The organism is Streptomyces sp. NPDC058045, from assembly GCF_042885635.1.
Classification (GTDB): Bacteria; Actinomycetota; Actinomycetes; order Streptomycetales; family Streptomycetaceae; genus Streptomyces.
Window position 1 is genome coordinate 1 of the sequence record NZ_JBHVRR010000040.1, and the last position, 17,088, is coordinate 17,088.

At 68.4% G+C, this 17,088-nt stretch carries 14 protein-coding genes and 2 pseudogenes; 8 read left to right on the top strand and 8 right to left on the bottom strand.

Annotation, left to right across the window (positions count from 1 at the left end; genetic code table 11):
* Positions 1-622 precede the first annotated feature (622 nt).
* Together ACFVST_RS22015 and ACFVST_RS22020 are read right to left on the bottom strand one after the other, a co-directional pair.
* A complete protein-coding gene (locus tag ACFVST_RS22015; protein WP_390154584.1) occupies positions 623-1,438 on the bottom strand; it encodes a hypothetical protein in 816 nt (271 codons plus the stop codon).
* Positions 1,439-1,444: 6 nt separating this feature from the next.
* On the bottom strand, positions 1,445-1,942 hold the full coding sequence (locus tag ACFVST_RS22020) for a hypothetical protein (protein WP_390154587.1): 498 nt from the start codon (positions 1,940-1,942) through the stop codon (positions 1,445-1,447).
* A gap of 538 nt (positions 1,943-2,480) precedes the next feature.
* On the opposite strand from ACFVST_RS22020, the gene ACFVST_RS22025 reads away from it, so the two are divergent.
* Positions 2,481-2,768 (top strand): hypothetical protein, encoded by a 288-nt coding sequence (locus ACFVST_RS22025; RefSeq protein WP_390154589.1) that lies wholly within the window; start codon positions 2,481-2,483, stop codon positions 2,766-2,768.
* Positions 2,769-3,049: 281 nt separating this feature from the next.
* Here the strand turns inward: ACFVST_RS22025 and ACFVST_RS22030 are convergent, their stop codons facing one another.
* Positions 3,050-3,559 (bottom strand): hypothetical protein, encoded by a 510-nt coding sequence (locus ACFVST_RS22030; protein ID WP_390154679.1) that lies wholly within the window; start codon positions 3,557-3,559, stop codon positions 3,050-3,052.
* Between the two features lie 538 nt (positions 3,560-4,097).
* On the opposite strand from ACFVST_RS22030, the gene ACFVST_RS22035 reads away from it, so the two are divergent.
* Complete coding sequence (locus ACFVST_RS22035; RefSeq protein ID WP_390154592.1) at positions 4,098-5,051, top strand: DUF3048 domain-containing protein; 954 nt, start codon at positions 4,098-4,100, stop codon at positions 5,049-5,051.
* 472 nt (positions 5,052-5,523) lie between these two features.
* A pseudogene (locus tag ACFVST_RS22040) lies at positions 5,524-5,625 on the top strand (helix-turn-helix domain-containing protein); the annotation flags it as partial.
* A 191-nt stretch (positions 5,626-5,816) separates the two neighbouring features.
* Here the strand turns inward: ACFVST_RS22040 and rfbD are convergent.
* Positions 5,817-6,734, bottom strand: a pseudogene (gene rfbD, locus ACFVST_RS22045) (dTDP-4-dehydrorhamnose reductase).
* Between the two features lie 59 nt (positions 6,735-6,793).
* Between rfbD and ACFVST_RS22050 the strand changes: the two are divergent.
* The 3 genes from ACFVST_RS22050 (at position 6,794) to ACFVST_RS22060 (ending at position 9,134) form a co-directional block, all read left to right on the top strand.
* Entirely contained in the window at positions 6,794-7,330 is a 537-nt protein-coding gene (locus ACFVST_RS22050) for an FAD-dependent oxidoreductase (RefSeq protein ID WP_390154668.1), read from the top strand.
* Between the two features lie 312 nt (positions 7,331-7,642).
* The gene (locus tag ACFVST_RS22055; RefSeq protein ID WP_390154671.1) at positions 7,643-7,954 is read left to right on the top strand and encodes a hypothetical protein; all 312 of its coding nucleotides are present in this window, start codon (positions 7,643-7,645) and stop codon (positions 7,952-7,954) included.
* 349 nt (positions 7,955-8,303) lie between these two features.
* Entirely contained in the window at positions 8,304-9,134 is an 831-nt protein-coding gene (locus ACFVST_RS22060) for a YybH family protein (protein WP_390154594.1), read from the top strand.
* A 7-nt stretch (positions 9,135-9,141) separates the two neighbouring features.
* Here the strand turns inward: ACFVST_RS22060 and ACFVST_RS22065 are convergent, their stop codons facing one another.
* From ACFVST_RS22065 to ACFVST_RS22080, 4 genes are all read right to left on the bottom strand, one after another.
* A complete protein-coding gene (locus ACFVST_RS22065) occupies positions 9,142-9,972 on the bottom strand; it encodes a hypothetical protein (protein ID WP_390154597.1) in 831 nt (276 codons plus the stop codon).
* Between the two features lie 43 nt (positions 9,973-10,015).
* Positions 10,016-11,149 carry a family 43 glycosylhydrolase gene (locus ACFVST_RS22070; RefSeq protein ID WP_390154600.1) on the bottom strand — a complete coding sequence of 378 codons (1,134 nt, stop codon included), beginning with the start codon at positions 11,147-11,149 and terminating at the stop codon, positions 10,016-10,018.
* A gap of 144 nt (positions 11,150-11,293) precedes the next feature.
* On the bottom strand, positions 11,294-13,636 hold the full coding sequence (gene secA2, locus ACFVST_RS22075) for an accessory Sec system translocase SecA2 (protein ID WP_390154602.1): 2,343 nt from the start codon (positions 13,634-13,636) through the stop codon (positions 11,294-11,296).
* Positions 13,637-13,676: 40 nt separating this feature from the next.
* The gene (locus ACFVST_RS22080; RefSeq protein ID WP_390154604.1) at positions 13,677-13,835 is read right to left on the bottom strand and encodes a hypothetical protein; all 159 of its coding nucleotides are present in this window, start codon (positions 13,833-13,835) and stop codon (positions 13,677-13,679) included.
* 669 nt (positions 13,836-14,504) lie between these two features.
* On the opposite strand from ACFVST_RS22080, the gene ACFVST_RS22085 reads away from it, so the two are divergent.
* Positions 14,505-15,191 (top strand): class I SAM-dependent methyltransferase, encoded by a 687-nt coding sequence (locus ACFVST_RS22085; RefSeq protein WP_390154605.1) that lies wholly within the window; start codon positions 14,505-14,507, stop codon positions 15,189-15,191.
* A 232-nt stretch (positions 15,192-15,423) separates the two neighbouring features.
* Positions 15,424-17,046, top strand: coding sequence for an amino acid adenylation domain-containing protein (locus tag ACFVST_RS22090; protein ID WP_390154608.1), 1,623 nt, complete (start codon positions 15,424-15,426; stop codon positions 17,044-17,046).
* The last annotated feature ends 42 nt before the right edge of the window (positions 17,047-17,088 follow it).

Below are 17,088 nucleotides of genomic sequence, written 5' to 3' on the forward strand. Positions count from 1 at the left end.
AGTTGCCTGCGTGTCACGATCGTCTTTCCTACCGGATCCCCCTTCCCGAGGAACCCGGGTCGGCAAGATTGATCACGACATCACACAGGCCCTAGTGTGAGCCCCGCCTCTGACGCCGTGTTCGGATTTTGTTCACGGGGCTGGTGCCGGTAGCCGACCCCCGGTGAGCCACCGCTGCCGCTGACCGCATCACACAAGGCCCCTGAGTGCCCGAAGAGTTGAGGGAGCGGTCGTCATCTACTCGGTCGTCCTGGCGCGGGCGCCGGTCCCTTGTAGTCGATGACGTACGCCGTTCGTTTCCGCCAACGTGGTAGTGGCCTTGGTGACGCAGTAAAACAGGTCGCCGCCGCAATGCGGGCAGTACCCCCGCGGCCGGGAGCCGCGGGGGGGGGGAGGTGTCGATGCCCTTGGAGCGCATCTTGTCGCCCTGCTCGGTGATCCAGGCACGATACGCGCGCTGGTTCTCGGCCTGCCGTACGTCGGCAGGCTGCCAGGTGTCCACGTTGGCCACCGCGGTCACCTCCAGTTCTGATTCTCCGGCGCCGGTAGATCAGAGTGGCCAAGATCCGTCTTCCTGGTGGCAACTACAGCCGGTGGTCGCTCCCGGGTGCGGAGGGCGTCGTCAGGGCCGCCGGCGGAACCAGCCGCGGCCCCGGCCCGGCTCCTGGTCATCCTCCAGCTCCAGCGGTGCGGTGGCCTGGAGGCGGGCGGCTTCGGCAGCGGCCTCCTCGCGGGCGACATCAGCGGCCTGGCAGGCGCCGCACACGGACACGTCACCGGCACCCCAGGCCCTCCGATGCGCGGTGGTCTCCTCCCAGCGCTGGTCCGTGAACTTCTGTCCGCACCGCTTGCACACGGGGCGCTGTGCCTCCCACTCAGCGGCACGGCGCCGCTGGCCCTCCGTGTTGGCGCGGGCCTCTTGGTCGCGGTAGAGGTCGTCGCCGTCGGGGTTGTTGAGCGCGGCCGTCAGCGTCTGATCGCCCATCCGTCCCAGCCGCCGCCACACCGCCGCACCCGCGCCGTGCTCCAGAAGCTGCTCCAGGGTGGTGACGACGACGCGCACCACCCGGCTGTAGTCCTTCGCCGTGATCGCCTCCGAGTTGAGGCTCTGGTACCGGCGTGGTGCCCAGTAGCGGCGGCCGGCCTCCTCCAGCACGGCGATCGTGTTGGCGACCTTCGCCTCGGTGGTGTCCGCGAACACGAACGCCACCGGCACCAGGCCCTCCCGGCCGGTGGGCGGGTAGACCCGCCGCCACAGCCGCTTCTCGTGGTCGACGACCTGGTCGACGGCGTCCGGCCGGGAGCGGACCAGGTCCACGGTGCGCTTGTCCGCGTCCTTCGGCAGCAGCCGGCCCCACTCCCAGTACCGGCGCAGCTTGGCGACCAGGTCGTGCGCGTCCTCGGTACGGCGGTCGATCTCCAGCAGCAGCACCGGCACCCCGGCCTACGGCTCCCGCACCACCAGGTCCGCCCGCTGCACGTAGCCGGTGCGGAGCCGGTGCCCGATCTCCGTCTGGAAGCCGAGCCGGTGGCCGATCCCGGCGCGGTGGAGTTCGGCGGCCGTCAAGGTGACCGCCGCGGCGTGGTCGTCGTAGCCGGTGCCGAGCAGCTCCCCGGTGTCCGGGGCGTACTCCTGCTTGCGCAGCACCGAGACCCGTATGCCCTTCGGCTCCAGCAGCTGCCTCGCCTCGCCGCGTCCGCGCTTCGTCAGCACCCACACCTGCCGCTTGTCCTCCTGCACCGACTCGATCCTCACCAGCGGGTGGTCCTCCAGATCCAGGAGGTTGTCCCGCGTGAGCCGGTCGTGCTTGTTGTCCGGACGGGTCAGCTTCCAGAGCTGGTAGGGCGTAGCCCTCTGGAAGATCCACAGTGCTTGAAGGAGTTCCCGGCGTCGAGGTCCGGTCGAAGTCCTCCGGTGCTTGGGACGCCTTGCTACATTCACATGAGGGTTGCCGGACCTGCGACGACCTCCTGCCCGCAGTGCCTGACCTGCGGAAACGCCCGGTCGCTGAGCGCCGGGCGCGGAGGGGGTGATGGAGGGGTCCGCGGAGGGGGCCTCTCCGGTCCGGTCAAGGGGCTGCTCAGAGTCGTCTGGGGTCACGGGGTGCTCCTGCACGGTGGGGCGGGCCTACTGCCGCCGTTCACTTCGTACAGGTGTGGAATTCAGGCTCCGTGTGACGCCGGCCTGGAAAACCCCTCCGTCGTGACCGCATCGTGATCAACCTGGAGGAGGGAGAGTTCTCTCCTGCGGCGGCCGGACGCTGTCCACAGGGCCGCGGTTCGAGAGTGTCTTCGAGGCCGCCGCGATCTTCGAGGCGGCCTCGAAGATGAAGAGTCACCCATGCCCGAGAACATCGTCACCGCGCCGCTCGCCCCGATGGAGCCGGAAGACGTCGCCACCGCCTTCGCCTACATCCGGGCGATGCAGGCCCACACGACATCGACACCGCCGGCGCGGTCGCCACGCCACGGGCCCAAAGATGCGCCAACTGCTCCTGGACGTCGCCGCGCGCGTCTTCATCCCGGTCACCGCTGTGGACGACTGTGACGGGGAGCCGTGCGCCCACTCCTTCATGGCGGCGGCGCTCGGGCGACTGCTGCTGGAGGTCCTGTGCAACGGCGACGGCGCCTGCCTGGCCTTCCCTTGCATCGCCCAGACCATCATCCGCTTGACCGAGAACATCCTCACGCGCAGCTCGGTCAGCGACAGCAGCACCTTCCGCTTGGGCAAGTGGGTCCGGTCGGCGGCCTGCCGGTCCAGCGCGTAGTCGGCCCGCTCCCCCGGCCGGTGCCCCCGCCGGTTTTCGTAGTCGGCCCGCACCGACCGGTACGCCGAGGAGGGGATCCGGGTGTACTGGGTGGATCCGGGCGCGCGGCCGTCGCAGTGGATGAGCGCAGTGCCTGCCGTCCGGGTCAGGGCTCCGCAGGAGCGGGATTAGCCATGGGTGGTGGACGACGGGCTCGCCGGGTTCTTCTTCCACAGCGGGCGGTGGGAGTTCCGGGAGCAGACGTTTGGAGCGGTTCGTGCGCTGGGCGTTGGAGGGGCAGCTCACTCCGGCTGAGGTGCTGCCCCGGTACAGGGGGGGTCTACCGGGTGGTCGGCGGTGAGCAGCGGCGGTTCTGGCGGGATCATTGGTGGACGTCGCGGAAGTCGATCGCCGATCAGGACCGGCACGAGGTGGTGCGGCAGCAGCAGGAAGCTGCGCGGGCGGAGCGGGAGGCGAGGTAGAGGGAGGTGGAAGAGAAGGAGCGTGCGTGGAAGGCCGAGGAGGGTGCGGTTGCCGCCGGTGGCGGTGGAGTCTGCGAGGGTGGGGAGGTACCAGACGAGGTGGGGGCGGGTGCCGAGGAATTGCAGCGCGAGGCCACGTCTGGCGCGGCACCAGGCGCTGGAGACGGCGAGGGCGTGGTGGGGCCGGCTGTCGCCGCAGCAGCAGAACGAGCTGTTCGCCGCTGTCGCCGAGTACGCCTCGCGCGAGTCGGGTCTGCGGGTGGAGATCCCGGAGAAGCCGGTGATGTGGTCGCAGTACGCCCGCGGCGTTCCGGTCCACGTGCCCGGCAAGCGGCGGACGCTGTACGGGATCGTGCGGCCGTGCCACGATCTCGTCGCCGCCTGCCCCGCGCTCGCGAGGAACGGGTCCTGGCGCGCAGCGCCCAGGAGGCACGCGAACTCGCCCCGTCCTGCCCCGGGGCCGGATCACTCACCTCGATCTGCCCGAGCACGAGCAGCTCACCAGGTGCTGAAGCAGCGAACCTGACAAGCACTTCAACGAGAACCGCACCACACACCCATAGAGTTCGTCACTCGCATCAGCCCCGTTCGTCATCAACTGTCAGTGCAGAACAGCAGGCTGAACGCCACTATCCCCTGACATCTCGGTGCCGAACCGCTGCTGACGCTCCCGCGCGGACCACCGGGCCGCGCGGCCGAGCCTTACCGGAAGCCGTAACCCCGGTATTGACGCCGCCGTGCGGCGGATATGAAGTGGGGGCGCGCTTCAAATCCCCCCACGACGGAAGGCAGTTCCATGCGAGGCAGCACCACTCCATCGGCGTCCGAGGGCAAGCCGGCACGAATGCGCATACGCAGGACGACGCGTGTGCTGGCGACACTGGCAGTGATGGCGGTGGCCGCCGGTGCGGCGGGCGCGTCCTACGCGTCCACGTCCCAGTCCGCCCCCGGCAAGGACACGTCGCACCGTAACTCCCAGGCACGCGAGGCCACTTCGCCGTTCACGGGGCTGCCCGCCGATCCCGCCCCGGTGCTGGCAGTGAAGATCGACAACCACAAGGACGCCCGGCCGCACACCGAGCTGGAAAAGGCCGACATCGTCTTCATGGAGAAGGTGGAGGGCGGCCTGAGCCGGCTGCTCGGGGTCTTCTCCAGCCAGTTCCCCGAAGGGATCGGCCCCGTGCGCAGCGCCCGCGCGTACAACGTCGAGCAGCTGCGGATGTTCGACCGTCCGATCCTCGCCTACGCGGGCGCGCGGCAGGGCGTCGTCGACATGATCAAGAAGTCTCCCCTCCACGGCGTCTCCCACGACGACTACCCGGGCGGGTACTTCCGCGGCGGCGACAACGAGGCCCCGCACAACCTGTACATGCACACCGACAAGGTCCTCGCCCAGGCCCCGGAGGCCAGCAAGAGCAAGGACATCGGCTTCCGCTTCGCCGACGACGCCCCGAACGGCGGCGAGGAGACGAACGAGCGCACAGTCGACTACGGCGGAGCGAAGGCGACCTTCAACTGGTCGGCGGAGGAGGACCGCTGGCTCACCTCCTTCGACGGAGAACCCGCCAAGACCACGGGCGGAGAGCAGTTGGGCGGCAAGACCGTCGTCGTGCAGAAGGTGGACATGCCGGCGGACGACGCCGGCTCTCCGTACGAGAAGACCGTGGGAAGCGGTGAGGCGACGGTGCTCCGTGACGGCAAGGCGTACAAGACCAAGTGGGAGCGTCCGACGGAGGAGTCGGGCACGACCTTCACGCAGGAGAACGGCGAGCCCATGCCGTTCGACCGCGGCCAGGTCTGGGTGGTCTACGAGGAGGCCTGAGCTCCGGCTGAGAGCCAGAACCTGAATACGAGCGTCTGAGCGCGCGTGCGTGAACACAGCACCGGCCGACGGGGGTTCGCGGACCGCCGCCGGCCGGTGCCGGTTTCCGCGCTGACCGGACCGGGGGTCAGAGTTGGTGCGCGGGGGTGCAGGTGGCGAGCGCGGGAGGGGATGGAGGTGTAGCCCGCGATGGCGTGGGAACGCGGGGGTTTGATGCTGAACGCCCCAACCTCCTGACACCTCCGTGACGAACCACTGCCGACACTCCCGCGCAGACCACCAACGGTCCACTCCCGCATTCGCGCACTGGGTCGCACTCGCGGCCCCTGATACCGTGTCTCAACAGCTCGCCAAGGCCGTCTCAACCACCAGGACCATGGCCGTCGTCGGTCGGGCCCTGCTCCCGGACGGCATGAGTGACTCGTGGGGACTCGCCGCAGACACTTCCTCGCCGAGAGCCAACCGCACCTCAGGGCTGGCCTGTCTGGACCCTCAGTGGGCGGGATGTCGTCCCCGCCTACTGAGCGTTGACGACGAGGAGTTCGTCATCGAGACGGCCACCACCCGCCCCACCAGGCCTCTACACGGCCACACCAGAAACCCCTACTCAACACCCCGAAACACCCAAACCGACACCCACCACAAAACCTAAGAAAGACCCCCATCTCACCCCCTCGCACCCTCAAATCCCACCAGAAACACAAAGCATCAGACCAGATAAACCTGCCTATCAAGACCTAAACCCCCGTCACAGCAGGCCCGATGTCAGCAAACGTCAGATGTTCCGCTTCTTTCCGCGCGGGCTTCCAGAAGGGACGGGAAAGTGGCGTGGAGCGCCCTGCGCCAGTGCGGCAGGGGACGGACACCGGTGCCCCACCGCCCGCCATGGGAGAGCGCGCTGTAGGCGGGGCGGGGCGCCGCGAGGCCCAACTCCTCACTGGTGACGGGCAACACCCGTGAAGGTTCCGCGCCCAGAAGCCGGAACACCTCCTGGGCAAGGCCATGCCAGGTGACCTCCCCCCGGCTGGTGGCGTGGTAGACACCCGGGGACACGGCGCCGGAGTACGCTCCCCGGCCCAGACACGCCAGCAGACCGGCCACGTCCTCAGCCCAAGTGGGCTGCCCGCACTGGTCGTCGACCACCCGTACGGTCTCCCGGCTGCTCTCCAGACCGATCATGGTGTCCACGAAATTGCGTCCCCGGGAGCCGTACAGCCACGCCGTACGCACCGCGTATCCCGTACCGGGGAGCAGGCCGAGGACCTCCTGTTCCGCGGCGGCCTTCGTACGGCCGTAGATGTTGTAGGGGGCGGTGGGGGCGTCCTCCGGGTACGGGCTGCCGGCGGTGCCGGAGAACACGTAGTCGCTGGAGACGTGGAGCAGTACCGCGCCCTGGCGGCACGCGGCCCGGGCGAGGTTGCGGGTACCCGTCACGTTGACCCGCCAAGCCACATCCGGATGCCGCTCAGCTTCTTCAGTGGCCGTCCAGGCCGCGCAGTTGACGACGATCCGGGGACGGTGACGAGCGAAGGCCCTCTACAGCGCATCCGCGTCCGTGATGTCCAGGCTCCGGCGATCGAACGCAATCACAGGCTCGCCATTCACAGGCTCGTCCCCGAGCCGCCGAGTGAGATGCCGGCCCAGCAGCCCACCCGCACCCGTCACAAGCCATCCGGACGTCAACGCCCGGCCCCTTCCCCGCGCGCAGGCCTCGCCCCGGCAACGAAGCCGTCCATGCCCACCTGCCCCCTCCCGATCGGCCCCACCTCTCCCGCGGCCACGCTATCGGCGCGGGTGATCTCCCCGAAGACGTTCCACACAACCCACTCCGGGCCGTGAGCAACAGCAGAACGAGAACAGCGACGGCCCCGCCGTATGACAGGCGAGAAGACGCGAGCCCGGGGCGTGACCGGGAGCCCGCGGCGGGGGGCAGCGAAGACTTCACTCCTGACTCCTCGTACTACGCCCGCAGCGTCGCTCCCGCCCTCGCCCACCGGCTGCGCCACCACGGGGTGCTGACAGAGCAGCGCACCTGGACAGGCCTGTACGACCAGAACCGCTTCGACGGCAATATGATCCTCGGCAACGGGCCTGGTCGCCTCGACAACTTCTACGTCGCCTCCGGATTTTCCGGCCATGGGTTTATGCACGCTCTTGGTGTCGGGCGCGGCCTGACCGAGCTGATCCTGACCGGCGGGTACGCCACGGTCGACCTGCACCGCATGGAGTATCAGCGGATCCTCGACGACCGCCCCTACCCCGAACACGGCATCCGCTAGCTGTATTGATCGTTGGAGACGGTTCTCTTGGTCGAAAACCCATCTACCAGGGGCTTCACCCGTCCGTCAGGCCAACTGCCCAGCCGACGCGGGAGGTTGGAAAGGGCTCAGTAGACCCGGAGTCGACCGTGCGCACACTGAAACCGGTGAAATGCATTCTCGGATTCAGTATCGAGAATCATTATCGATAGGCGGTGCAATTAGCCTGTTTGCCGGTGCGTGTTCTCCGTGGCAGCGTTGTCCGTGAGGGTAGAAAAAGGGAGAACGCTCGAAGCTGCCGTCGCGAATGGGCGGTGGTCCGAATTCATGGAGATGAGTGAAGTGGCGACACCTTTGCAGCATCAGCCGCATCCCGGACACGACCATACGCATGGCGCGGGCTGTGGCCACGTGGCGGTTCCTCATGACGATCACGTCGACTACGTACACGACGGGCATCTGCACCGTGAGCACGACGGCCACGCGGATGAGTGCGAGGTGGACGAGCACCGGGAACACACCGGGCACCCCCACGCACACGGTGCAGGCTGCGGGCATGTGGCGGTTCCCCACGGTGACCACATGGACTACGTGCACGACGGCCACCGTCATGCGGCTCACGAGGGCCACTGGGACGACCACTAACTGCTTCGCGAGCACCCGCGGGACACAGAACGCACTCCTACTCCTGGGGGTGCGTTCTGTGTGCTTCCGCATTTCCCGCAGAAAAGGCTTATAGAGGGGGTGGGTGGTCGTTTCTCACCGGCTTGAGTACGGGGGGAGCACTACACACGCCTCAGTGCGATGCCGTGGGTGCATCGCACCGGAGTACGTGTACGCGCGAGGATTCGGTCCGCTCCCGTGGCCCGTGGTGACGGTGGGCGCGCATCAGGTCCCGGCGAACTAGCGAGACGATTTCGGTTCGAGCGATGAGTCGTCGTGTCAGTCGGGGTCTACAAGTGAAGGACCTCCGAGCATCAAGGAGCTGGCTGACATGACTGGCAAGACCGACGAGCAACAGGTCCGCGAACTCATCGAGAGTTGGGTGACCGCTATTCGTGCGAGAGACCTCGAAGGCGTCCTTGCCCGGCACGCGAAGGACATCGTGATGTTCGACGTCCCGCCGCCCGAACGCGGGGTGCGCGGTCTGAGCGAGTATCGAGCAATCTGGCCTGGCTTCTTCGAATGGATTGCGTCCGGTGCTGTCTTCGAAATCGTGGAACTCGATGTCATGACGGGCACAGACGTGGCCTACGCTATCGCCCTCCTGAGATGCGGGAGCCCCGAGGACCTGAACACTGCCCCGGACCAATGTCTTCGCCTCAGTCTCGGACTGGTGAAACGTGCCGATGAATGGCTTGTGCAACACGAACACCACTCCTTCACCTATGTAGTTGATCGGTTCGGTGGCGAGGAGACCGTTCGCGATATCCACGAAGGCTGGTTCGCCGACACAGAGGCGAAGAACCTTGACGGGATCATGAGCCACATCGCCCCCGACGTCGTCTCCTACGAACACGAGGCACCCCTGGAGTACGTCGGGGTCGATGAGGTTCGTGCGATGTGCCGCTCTGGTCTCGAACAGACGCCTGGCCGGGTCACATGGACAGTGCCGGAGTTGAACGTCGTAGTTCGGGACGACCTCGCGGTCGCCTGGGGGCTGAACCACATGACGGCACAGATGCCTGACGGCACCCTCGCCGAGGAGTGGTCACGTGGCACCCGGGTCTTCCGCCGAGAAAACGGGGAGTGGGTGATGGTCCACCAGCATGTGTCCTACCCCCGAGAGCAGGCCCCGGCCGTAGAGGAGGAGCCTGGGGCCTGATGGCCGTTCAGGTGTGGCGGATGTGGAGGATGGCGGCTCGGGCGTTGTGGGTGTCTATGTGCATGGGTATGGTCTTGGTTCGTTTCAGGAGGATTTGGGTGCCGTTGGTGCCGGGGGTCCAGGCGATCTGGTCGAGTCCGTGGGGGAAGGCGCGCTGTTCGGCGGGGAGGAGGAGGGGCATCGAGGTGCGGTTCACGTCGCCGGTCCAGATCACCGGGTAGCCGCGTGCACGCCAGTAGGTGAGAACCTCGTCGCGGTGTTTGCGGAAGTGGAGTTGCCACATGTTGCGTCGCCACTGCTCGTGGGAGTCGTGTTTGCCGTTCCAGGCTCCGGCGACGTAGTGGGTGTTGGCGAAGACGAATCGCAGTCCTGGGGTGTCGGCTCGTTCCAGTAGTGCCTGGGTGATGACGCGGTGGGGTGTGACGCCGGACTTGCCGCCGTGGACCTTGGTGATTCGGCGTTTGAGGATGGTGTATTCGCGGGGGATCGACATCGGCACCCGGTGGGCGTAGGCGTGGTGTACGTAGGCGTTCTGGTAGGCGTTGGCGAAGTAGCGGTTGATGTAGCGGGGCTCCAGGCGGTCGCCGTCTCCTTCGCGTATTTCCTGCCAGCCGACGAGGGGCTTGTCGAGTTGCCCGTTGTGGGATACGGCGTGGCGGACGTCGCGGATGGCTCGTTCGCGCTGGCCTTTGTGGGTGCGGCCGATGTTGGCGGTGATGACGATGAGGCGGTGCCAGCCGGTGGTGGCATCGGCGGGGCCGGATGTCGTCAGCGTTGTGGCGGCGCCGAGGACGGCGCCGCCGCCGAGTGCCAGGGCGCGCCTCCTGCTGATGTCCATGGCGGTGGGTGTCCTTTCGCGTTGGTGGGGCCGTGGGCGGGTGTCAGCGGACTGAGAAGCCGTCAGCGCCTAGGTGCAGTACGCCGGTCATGGGGTGGCGGGTGCTGCCGGTCCACCAGTGCCAGACCACTCGTGGGGTGCCGTCGGCGGCGGGGAAGACGTCCATGCCGCCGGGGCCGCGGTGGTTTTGGGGGAGGCTCTTGTACGGGTTGATGCCGGCGGCGCCGCTGAAGCCGAAGTAGGGGCGTTGTACGCCGCGACGGATCGGTGTGCAGCGGGAGTTGGGCAGGGGTGTGGTGCCGCAGGAGGCGATGCCGGTGGCGTAGCGGGCGCTGTCCCAGTTGTTGCCGGAGTACATGACGTACCAGTGGCCGTTGGAGCGCCACATCGAGGGGTTTTCGATGACGTGGGTGGCGCTGTTGGTTTTTCGGGTGTCCCAGGTGATGTCGGTGCTTTTGAGGATGTCGCGGCGGGTCCGCCAGCGGGCGTTGCCCTGGCGGTCGATGCGGACGGTGGAGATGCCGGTCTCCGCGCCCGAGGTGATGGCGTCGTCCCGGTAGGTGACGTACAGGGTACTGCCGCTGACGAAGGGGTTGGCGTCGATGGCCCATCGGCCGCCGGGTGGGCAGGCCCACAGGCCGGCGTTGCGGAACGGGCCACGGGCGGAGGCGGCTATGGCGCGGCCGATGCATTTCTGGCCGGAGTGCTTGCGGGTCGCTGTGTAGAACATGAAGTAGCGGTTGCCGTAGCGGGTGACTCCGGGTGCCCAAATGGCGCTGCCCGGTTGGGCCCAAGCGCCGGGGCCGCCGGGGAGCGCGTCGCCTGAGGCGCAGTTGGTCATGCCTACGGTGTTGCCGGATCCGTGGACGAGGACGGGTACGTGGAGTTTGCCGGTGGCGTGGTTGCAGCGTTTGCCGCGGCCTGCCGGGGTGGTGGTGCCGTAGGTGACGTAGGTGCCGTTCTTGCCTCGGACGGTGTCGGGGTCGGCGAGAGGGAAGGAGGAGGCGGACGCCGTGGTGAGGGTGTTCGTGGTGTTCGCCGCTGGTGGTGGTTGGTCGGTGGTGGCGGCGACGGTGGTGGTGAGGGCGAGGGAGGCGGTGAGGGCGAGGGTGGTGGCGAGTGCGGCGCGTAGGAGTGGGGTGCTTCCTGGGTTGCGCTGGTGTCGTGTCTCGCTCACGGGCCTCTCCTCAGTTCGCGTGTTGGTGACGTCCTGCGCTACGCCGTGGCGCTTCGGGGAACCGTAGTGCGGGATGGCAGGGACCTGTCAACGAAGCGTCGTTGTCGGGGTGTCCTCAAATTCGGTGCGGTGGGCGGGAGTTGGTCAGGTGGAGCCGACGGAGGGGGGTTTGCCGCCGCGTAGTGCGTTGCCGATGAAGGCGAGGACGCGGTCGGCTTCCGAGCCGAAGGGGTTGTCGGTGACCATGTAGGTCCAGGTGGACGAGGGGCGTCGGAGGCCGAGGTCGGTGAGGCTGGTGGCGTCCTCGGGGGCGTGGTCGAGGAGGTGTCGGACGGCGTCTGCCGCCTCGGTTCCCAGGGTGCGGAAGGCGTCGTCGGCGATGCGGTTGAATTCGTCCAGGGGGTTCTGGCGGCCGAGTGCCCGCAGGTGGATGATTTCGCGGACTTCGGCGAGCAGGTTGAGGTGCCGGGCCCAGGCGCGGTCGAGTTGGTGGAGGACTACTTCGGTGGCGAGGTGGCGTCTAGGCGGTGTGGTCCAGGTGGAGACACGGTCGGGGTGGTCGGGCCAGAGGGGGGTGAGGTATGCGGTGAGTGCGTCGGGGTCGGTGAGGATGCGTTCTCTGGTGTCGAGGACGGTGGTGCGGTGTTGTTCGGTGGTGGTGTGGTATCGGCGGGTGGTGCGGTGGAGTTGGAGGAGTTTTCCCTCGGCGACTCGTTGCGCGTGGGCGTAGAGCCGGTGGAACTTGGCGTCGCTGACGCGGCCTTGGGGGTCGACGGAGCGTGGGGTGTGCCGGACGATGAGGTGTTCGGTCAGGACGTCGTCCTGGGTGCTGGTGTAGAACTGTGTGCGGCCCGGGTCGCCCTGTCTTCCTGATCGGCCGCGGAGTTGGCGGTCGAGGCGGGCGGAGTCGTATCGGCCGAGCCCGAGTACCAGCAGTCCGCCCAACTCGGCGGTGTCGGGGGCGAGTTGGATGTCGACGCCGCGGCCGGCCATCTGGGTGGAGACGGTGACGGCTCCTCGTTCGCCGGCGCGGGCGATGATCTCGGCTTCGGCGGCGTCGTTCTTGGCGTTCAGCACCGTGGGGGTGAGGCCTTCCCGGGTCAGGAGGGCGGCGAAGCGTTCGGAGTCGGCCACGCTCGCGGTGCCGATGAGTACGGGGCGGCCGGTGGCGTGTTCCGCGCGTACTCGTCGGGCTGCCGCGGTGTCGCGTTGTTCGGTGGTGAGGTGGAGTTGGTCGGGGGTGTCGACGCGGACGCAGGGCCGGTGGGTGGGGATGGCTCCGGTGCGCAGGTCGAGGTCCTCGGCGAGGCGTTCGGCTGCTTCCAGGGCGGTGCCGCTCATGCCGGTGAGGGTGCGGTAGGAGCGGGCGAGGTTCTCCACCAGCATCTGGTCGAGGACTTCGGCCTGTCCGGTGGGTTCGAGGCCTTCTTTGCGTTCGATGGCGGTGTGCAGACCGTCGGGCCAGCGTTGACGGTCCGCGACTCTGCCGCGGGCGTCGTTGACGAGTCGTACCTGGCCGTCGGTGACGATGTAGTGGACGTCGCGTTCCACCAGGGCGTGGGCGTGGAGCGTCACATGGGCGGCCGTGAGCAGTGCGGTGTGCTGTTCGCTGTACAGGTCGTCGATGCCGAGGGTGTGTTCCAGGTGGGAGAGGCCTGTGTCGGTGAAGGAGACGTTGCGTCCTTCGCCGTCGATCTCGTAGTGGGTGCCGGCGGTCATGGCGGCGACCACGTCGTTGAGGGGGGTGTCCTCGGGGAGTGGTTCGGTGTCCGCGGCGATCACCAGGGGGACCATGGCGTCGTCGAGGAGTACGGCGTCGATCTCGTCGACGAGTGCCGCGTCGAGCTCTGGTACCAACTTCGGTGTGCCCGGGGTGCGTTGGCGGTCGCGTAGGAGGTCGAAGCCGACTTGGTGGGCGGTGGTGTACACCACGTCACCGCGGTAGGCGGTGTGTCGCTCGTCGGTGTCCATACAGTCGGTGACGGCGGCGCAGGTGAGGCCGAAGGAGGCGAGGAGGGGGGCTCCGGCGTGGGCGTCCCGGCCGGCGAGGTAGTCGTTGGCGGAGAGGACGTGGACACGGCGGCCGGTCACCGCGAGTCCGGTGGCGGTGAGGAATCCGACGAGGGTCTTGCCTTCGCCGGTGGCCATGTCCACCACGTTGCCGCGGAGCATGGCGACCGCGGCCAGCAACTGCGGGGCGAAGGGTTCGAGGCCGAGCTGTCGTCGTGCCAACTCACTTGCGACGGCGAGGAATCGGGTCAGGTCGGCGTCGGCGGCGGGGTTCATCCGGCTGGTGTGTCGGGCGCGCTGGGCCAGGGCTTCGTCGCCCAGGTCTCGGAGGGTCGCGCGCTGTTCCATGATGGCGTTCACCAGGGGGGCGTGGGGGCGCAGGTCCGCCGTTCCCGGTTCCTGCCGGAAGCGGCGGACCGACCTGAGAGCACGCCACCAGCACGACGACGGATTGCGCAGTTGCTCGAATCGGTCCACGGGGTCAGGCTACTGGGCCGCCATACCACCTTGGTCGGAGTCAGGGGACGCACAGGCGGAGTAGGTGCTCGGTGAGGGAGGGGGTGAGCGGGGTGGGGTGGGTCTGGGGAAAGAAGTGGCCGCCGTGGTCGTGGAGTTGGAGGGTGGTGGGGCCGTCGGTGCGTGGCGCCCGCCTCGTCGTGGAGAACCCTTCGGCCACGAGTCATGATCCTCGATGGTGTCGAAGACGCGGATCTGTCCGTCCACGGAGAACCGTTCGAGGCCGAGCACGGGGTAGGCCAGTCCGAGGTGGTGGGAGAGGCTGTGGCCGTAGCTGACGTCGTCGAGGAGGGTGTGGCCCCAGAAGCTCGTGGGGCGGTGCCGTCGCGGTTGACGCTGACGATGCTGGTGAACGACGTGGCGTCCAACTGCTGTTCGTCCGGCTGCTGTTGGTCCGGCTGTGCGGTCTGCTGGGGCGGTGGCACGAACCGTGGGACGGCGCCGAAGCGTTATTTCGCGGCACCGTCACACATTTCCAACAGACCAGTGCACAACCGCTCAGCGAACGAGCAACACAGCGAGTGCCCACGAAAACGCCCATACCAGCAGCTCTTTCCGGCAGTACGACCGACCCGCGCATCGGCCCTGGTGGCGGGCGATCGGGCCCGGTCGGCCCGGTGTGCGCGGGAGGTGAACATGCCCGGTGGCCGGATCGCACAGTCGGCTACGGGCAGGCACCGAACAATCGGTTGTTGTCAAAACAGCATGAAAATTCGCGTAGCGGCGGACCGGCTGGTCACGGTGGCTTTCCTTGATGTCTCGCAGGCGTTGATGTCTCGCAGGGCGCTGCGAGATGTGTCCACGAAGGGAAGAGAAGGGAAGAAGTGCCATGGCGCAGCAACCTCGGGTACCGACCGCGGCCGATCTCGCCGCTCAGACGCCGGAGGAGTTCTGGGAGGGTCTTTACCGGCAGCGCGCGGACGACGCCGCGGTCTGGGCGAGCCGGGTCAATCCCCTACTGGTGGAGGTGGCGGGCGAGTCGGCACCCGGGGCGGCGCTGGATCTGGGGTGCGGTACGGGTGGGGACACCCTGTGGCTGGCCCGCCGCGGCTGGCGGGTCACGGCGGTGGACATCGCGCCCACCGCCGTGGAGCGGGTGGCCGCGCTCGGTCGGGCCGAGGGGCTGTGCGCGCTGATCACCGCGGAGTCCCACAATCTGGCGCGGACCTTCCCGTCCGGGGAGTTCGACCTGGTCTCGGCCCAGTACTTCCACACCCCCTATGAACTGCCGCGCGCGTCGATCCTCCGTGCCGCGGCCGAGGCCCTGCGCCCCGGGGGACGGCTGCTCGTGGTGGACCACGCGTCGATCGCCCCCTGGTCCTGGAACCAGGACCACGACACCCGCTTCCCCACCCCGCGGGAGATCTACGAGGAACTCGCTCTACCGGCCACCGAGTGGGTCCTCGAACGGGCCGAGGCACCGCGGCGGGAGGCGACCGGACCGGACGGCTCGACAGCCACGGTGACCGACCATGTGACGCTGATCCGCCGGGCATCGGCACAGCCGGGTCCATGAGTTCACACCCTTGCGCCGGAAGATTTTTCGGGGTGTGCGCGCAACCCGACGGCGGATGCCTCCGTCTCCACTCACACGAGTTCGACCGGTCCGCGGGGTCCTGGATCCCGCGGAGGTCGAGCAACGAGAGCAATGAGCGGAGCGGAAATTGCGCGCCCAACAGGAGCTGCCCACAGCCGAGTTATCGGGCCGGCGGACCGCGTGTTCCTTTCCCGCGGGACTGCCGGGGCTGGTGCGGGAAGCGTCCCGGCCGAGGCCCGGCGCCGTCGCCGTCGAGTGCGGCGATCAGACGCTGACGTACGCGGAACTCGAAGCGTGGTCCGATGAGACGGCCCGTACGCTGCGGGCCGTCGCGCCGCCCGGGGTGCCCGTGGTGGTGGCCGTGCCGCGGAGTGTTCATCTGCTGGTGGCGCTGCTCGGTGTGCTGAAGGCAGGGCTCACCTATCTGCCGCTGGACGCCGACGACCCTCCGGAGCGGCTGCGGCGCGTACTCGATGTGTCGGGCAGTGCGGTGGCCGTCGTCACCGAGTCGACGCGGGACCGGCTGGCCTCGCTGGGGCTGCGTACGCTCACGGTGCCGGCGCGCTTCGCGGGGGCGGTGGGTGGGGAGGCGGAGTGGGACGCCGTGCCGGTGGTCGGCGCGGGGCAGCCGGTGTATGTGCTGTTCACCTCGGGAACCACCGGTACTCCCAAGGGAGTTGTGCTGCCGGGGACCGCGCTCGCCAACCGGTTGGTGTGGATGCGGGACGCCTACGGGGTCGGGCCGGAGGACCGGGTGTTGCAGAAGACACCTGTCACCTTCGATGTCTCCGGCTGGGAGTTGTGGCTGCCTCTGATCTCGGGTGGCACCTGTGTGCTGCTGGCGCCCGGGGAGCACCGCGAGCCGGGGCTGGTGGCGCGGGCCATCCGCGAACGGGCCATCACCCTCTGCCATTTCGTGCCCACCATGCTCCGCGAGTTCCTCCGGCACCGCGATGCGCCGCGGTGTGTATCCCTGCGGCATGTGTTCTGTAGTGGCGAGGCACTGCCGGTGGAAGTGGCGCGCCGATGTGTGGACACCGTTCCGGCCGCGCTGCACAACCTCTACGGTCCCACCGAGGCCGCCATCGAGGTCAGCCACTGGGCCTGCCCGGCGTCGGCGGAGGACATCGACCGGGTCCCCATCGGGCGGCCCATCGACAACTGCGTACTGCTGGTGGCCGATCAGGACGGTGGGCCGGTACTCGACGGTGGCGAAGGGGAGTTGTGCATCGGGGGCACACCGCTGGCCCTGGGCTACCTCAACGATCCGGAGCGCACCGCCCGCGTCTTCGTGCCCGCGCCGCCCTGGTCTTCCGTGGACCGGGTCTACCGGACCGGTGACCGGGTGCGCCTGGTCGACGGGGAGTTGGAGTATCTGGGGCGGATCGACGAGCAGGTGAAGATCCGGGGGCAGCGGATCGAACCGGAGGAGGTCGAACACCGGCTGCGTTCCCACCCGTTGGTGGGGGACGCGGTGGTGGTGGCGGCCCAACTCCGGGACGACGCCGAACTCGTGGCGTGGATCCATCCGGCCGAGGACGCTGCCTCCGCGCGCGAGTTGTCCACGGCCCTGCGCGCACACCTCATCTCCGCCCTGCCCTCCGGGTATGTGCCCGGCCACTATCTGCTGCTGGACGAGATGCCGTTGACCGGTAGCGGCAAGCTGGACCGGGCGGGACTCCGCTCCCGTGCCGAACGACAGCTCGGTACCGGACGCTCCGCACCCGCCGCGCCGTCCCCCAGGCAAGGTCAACGGCCCCTGCTCGCCGCCCTGTTGCGGGAGCGCGAGGCCCGGGCCACCGCCGGCGCGTCCCGCCACGAGAGAACTCGCTGAGCGGACCCGCCGCTCCACCCGTCTGAGGCACGCCCCGCGGTC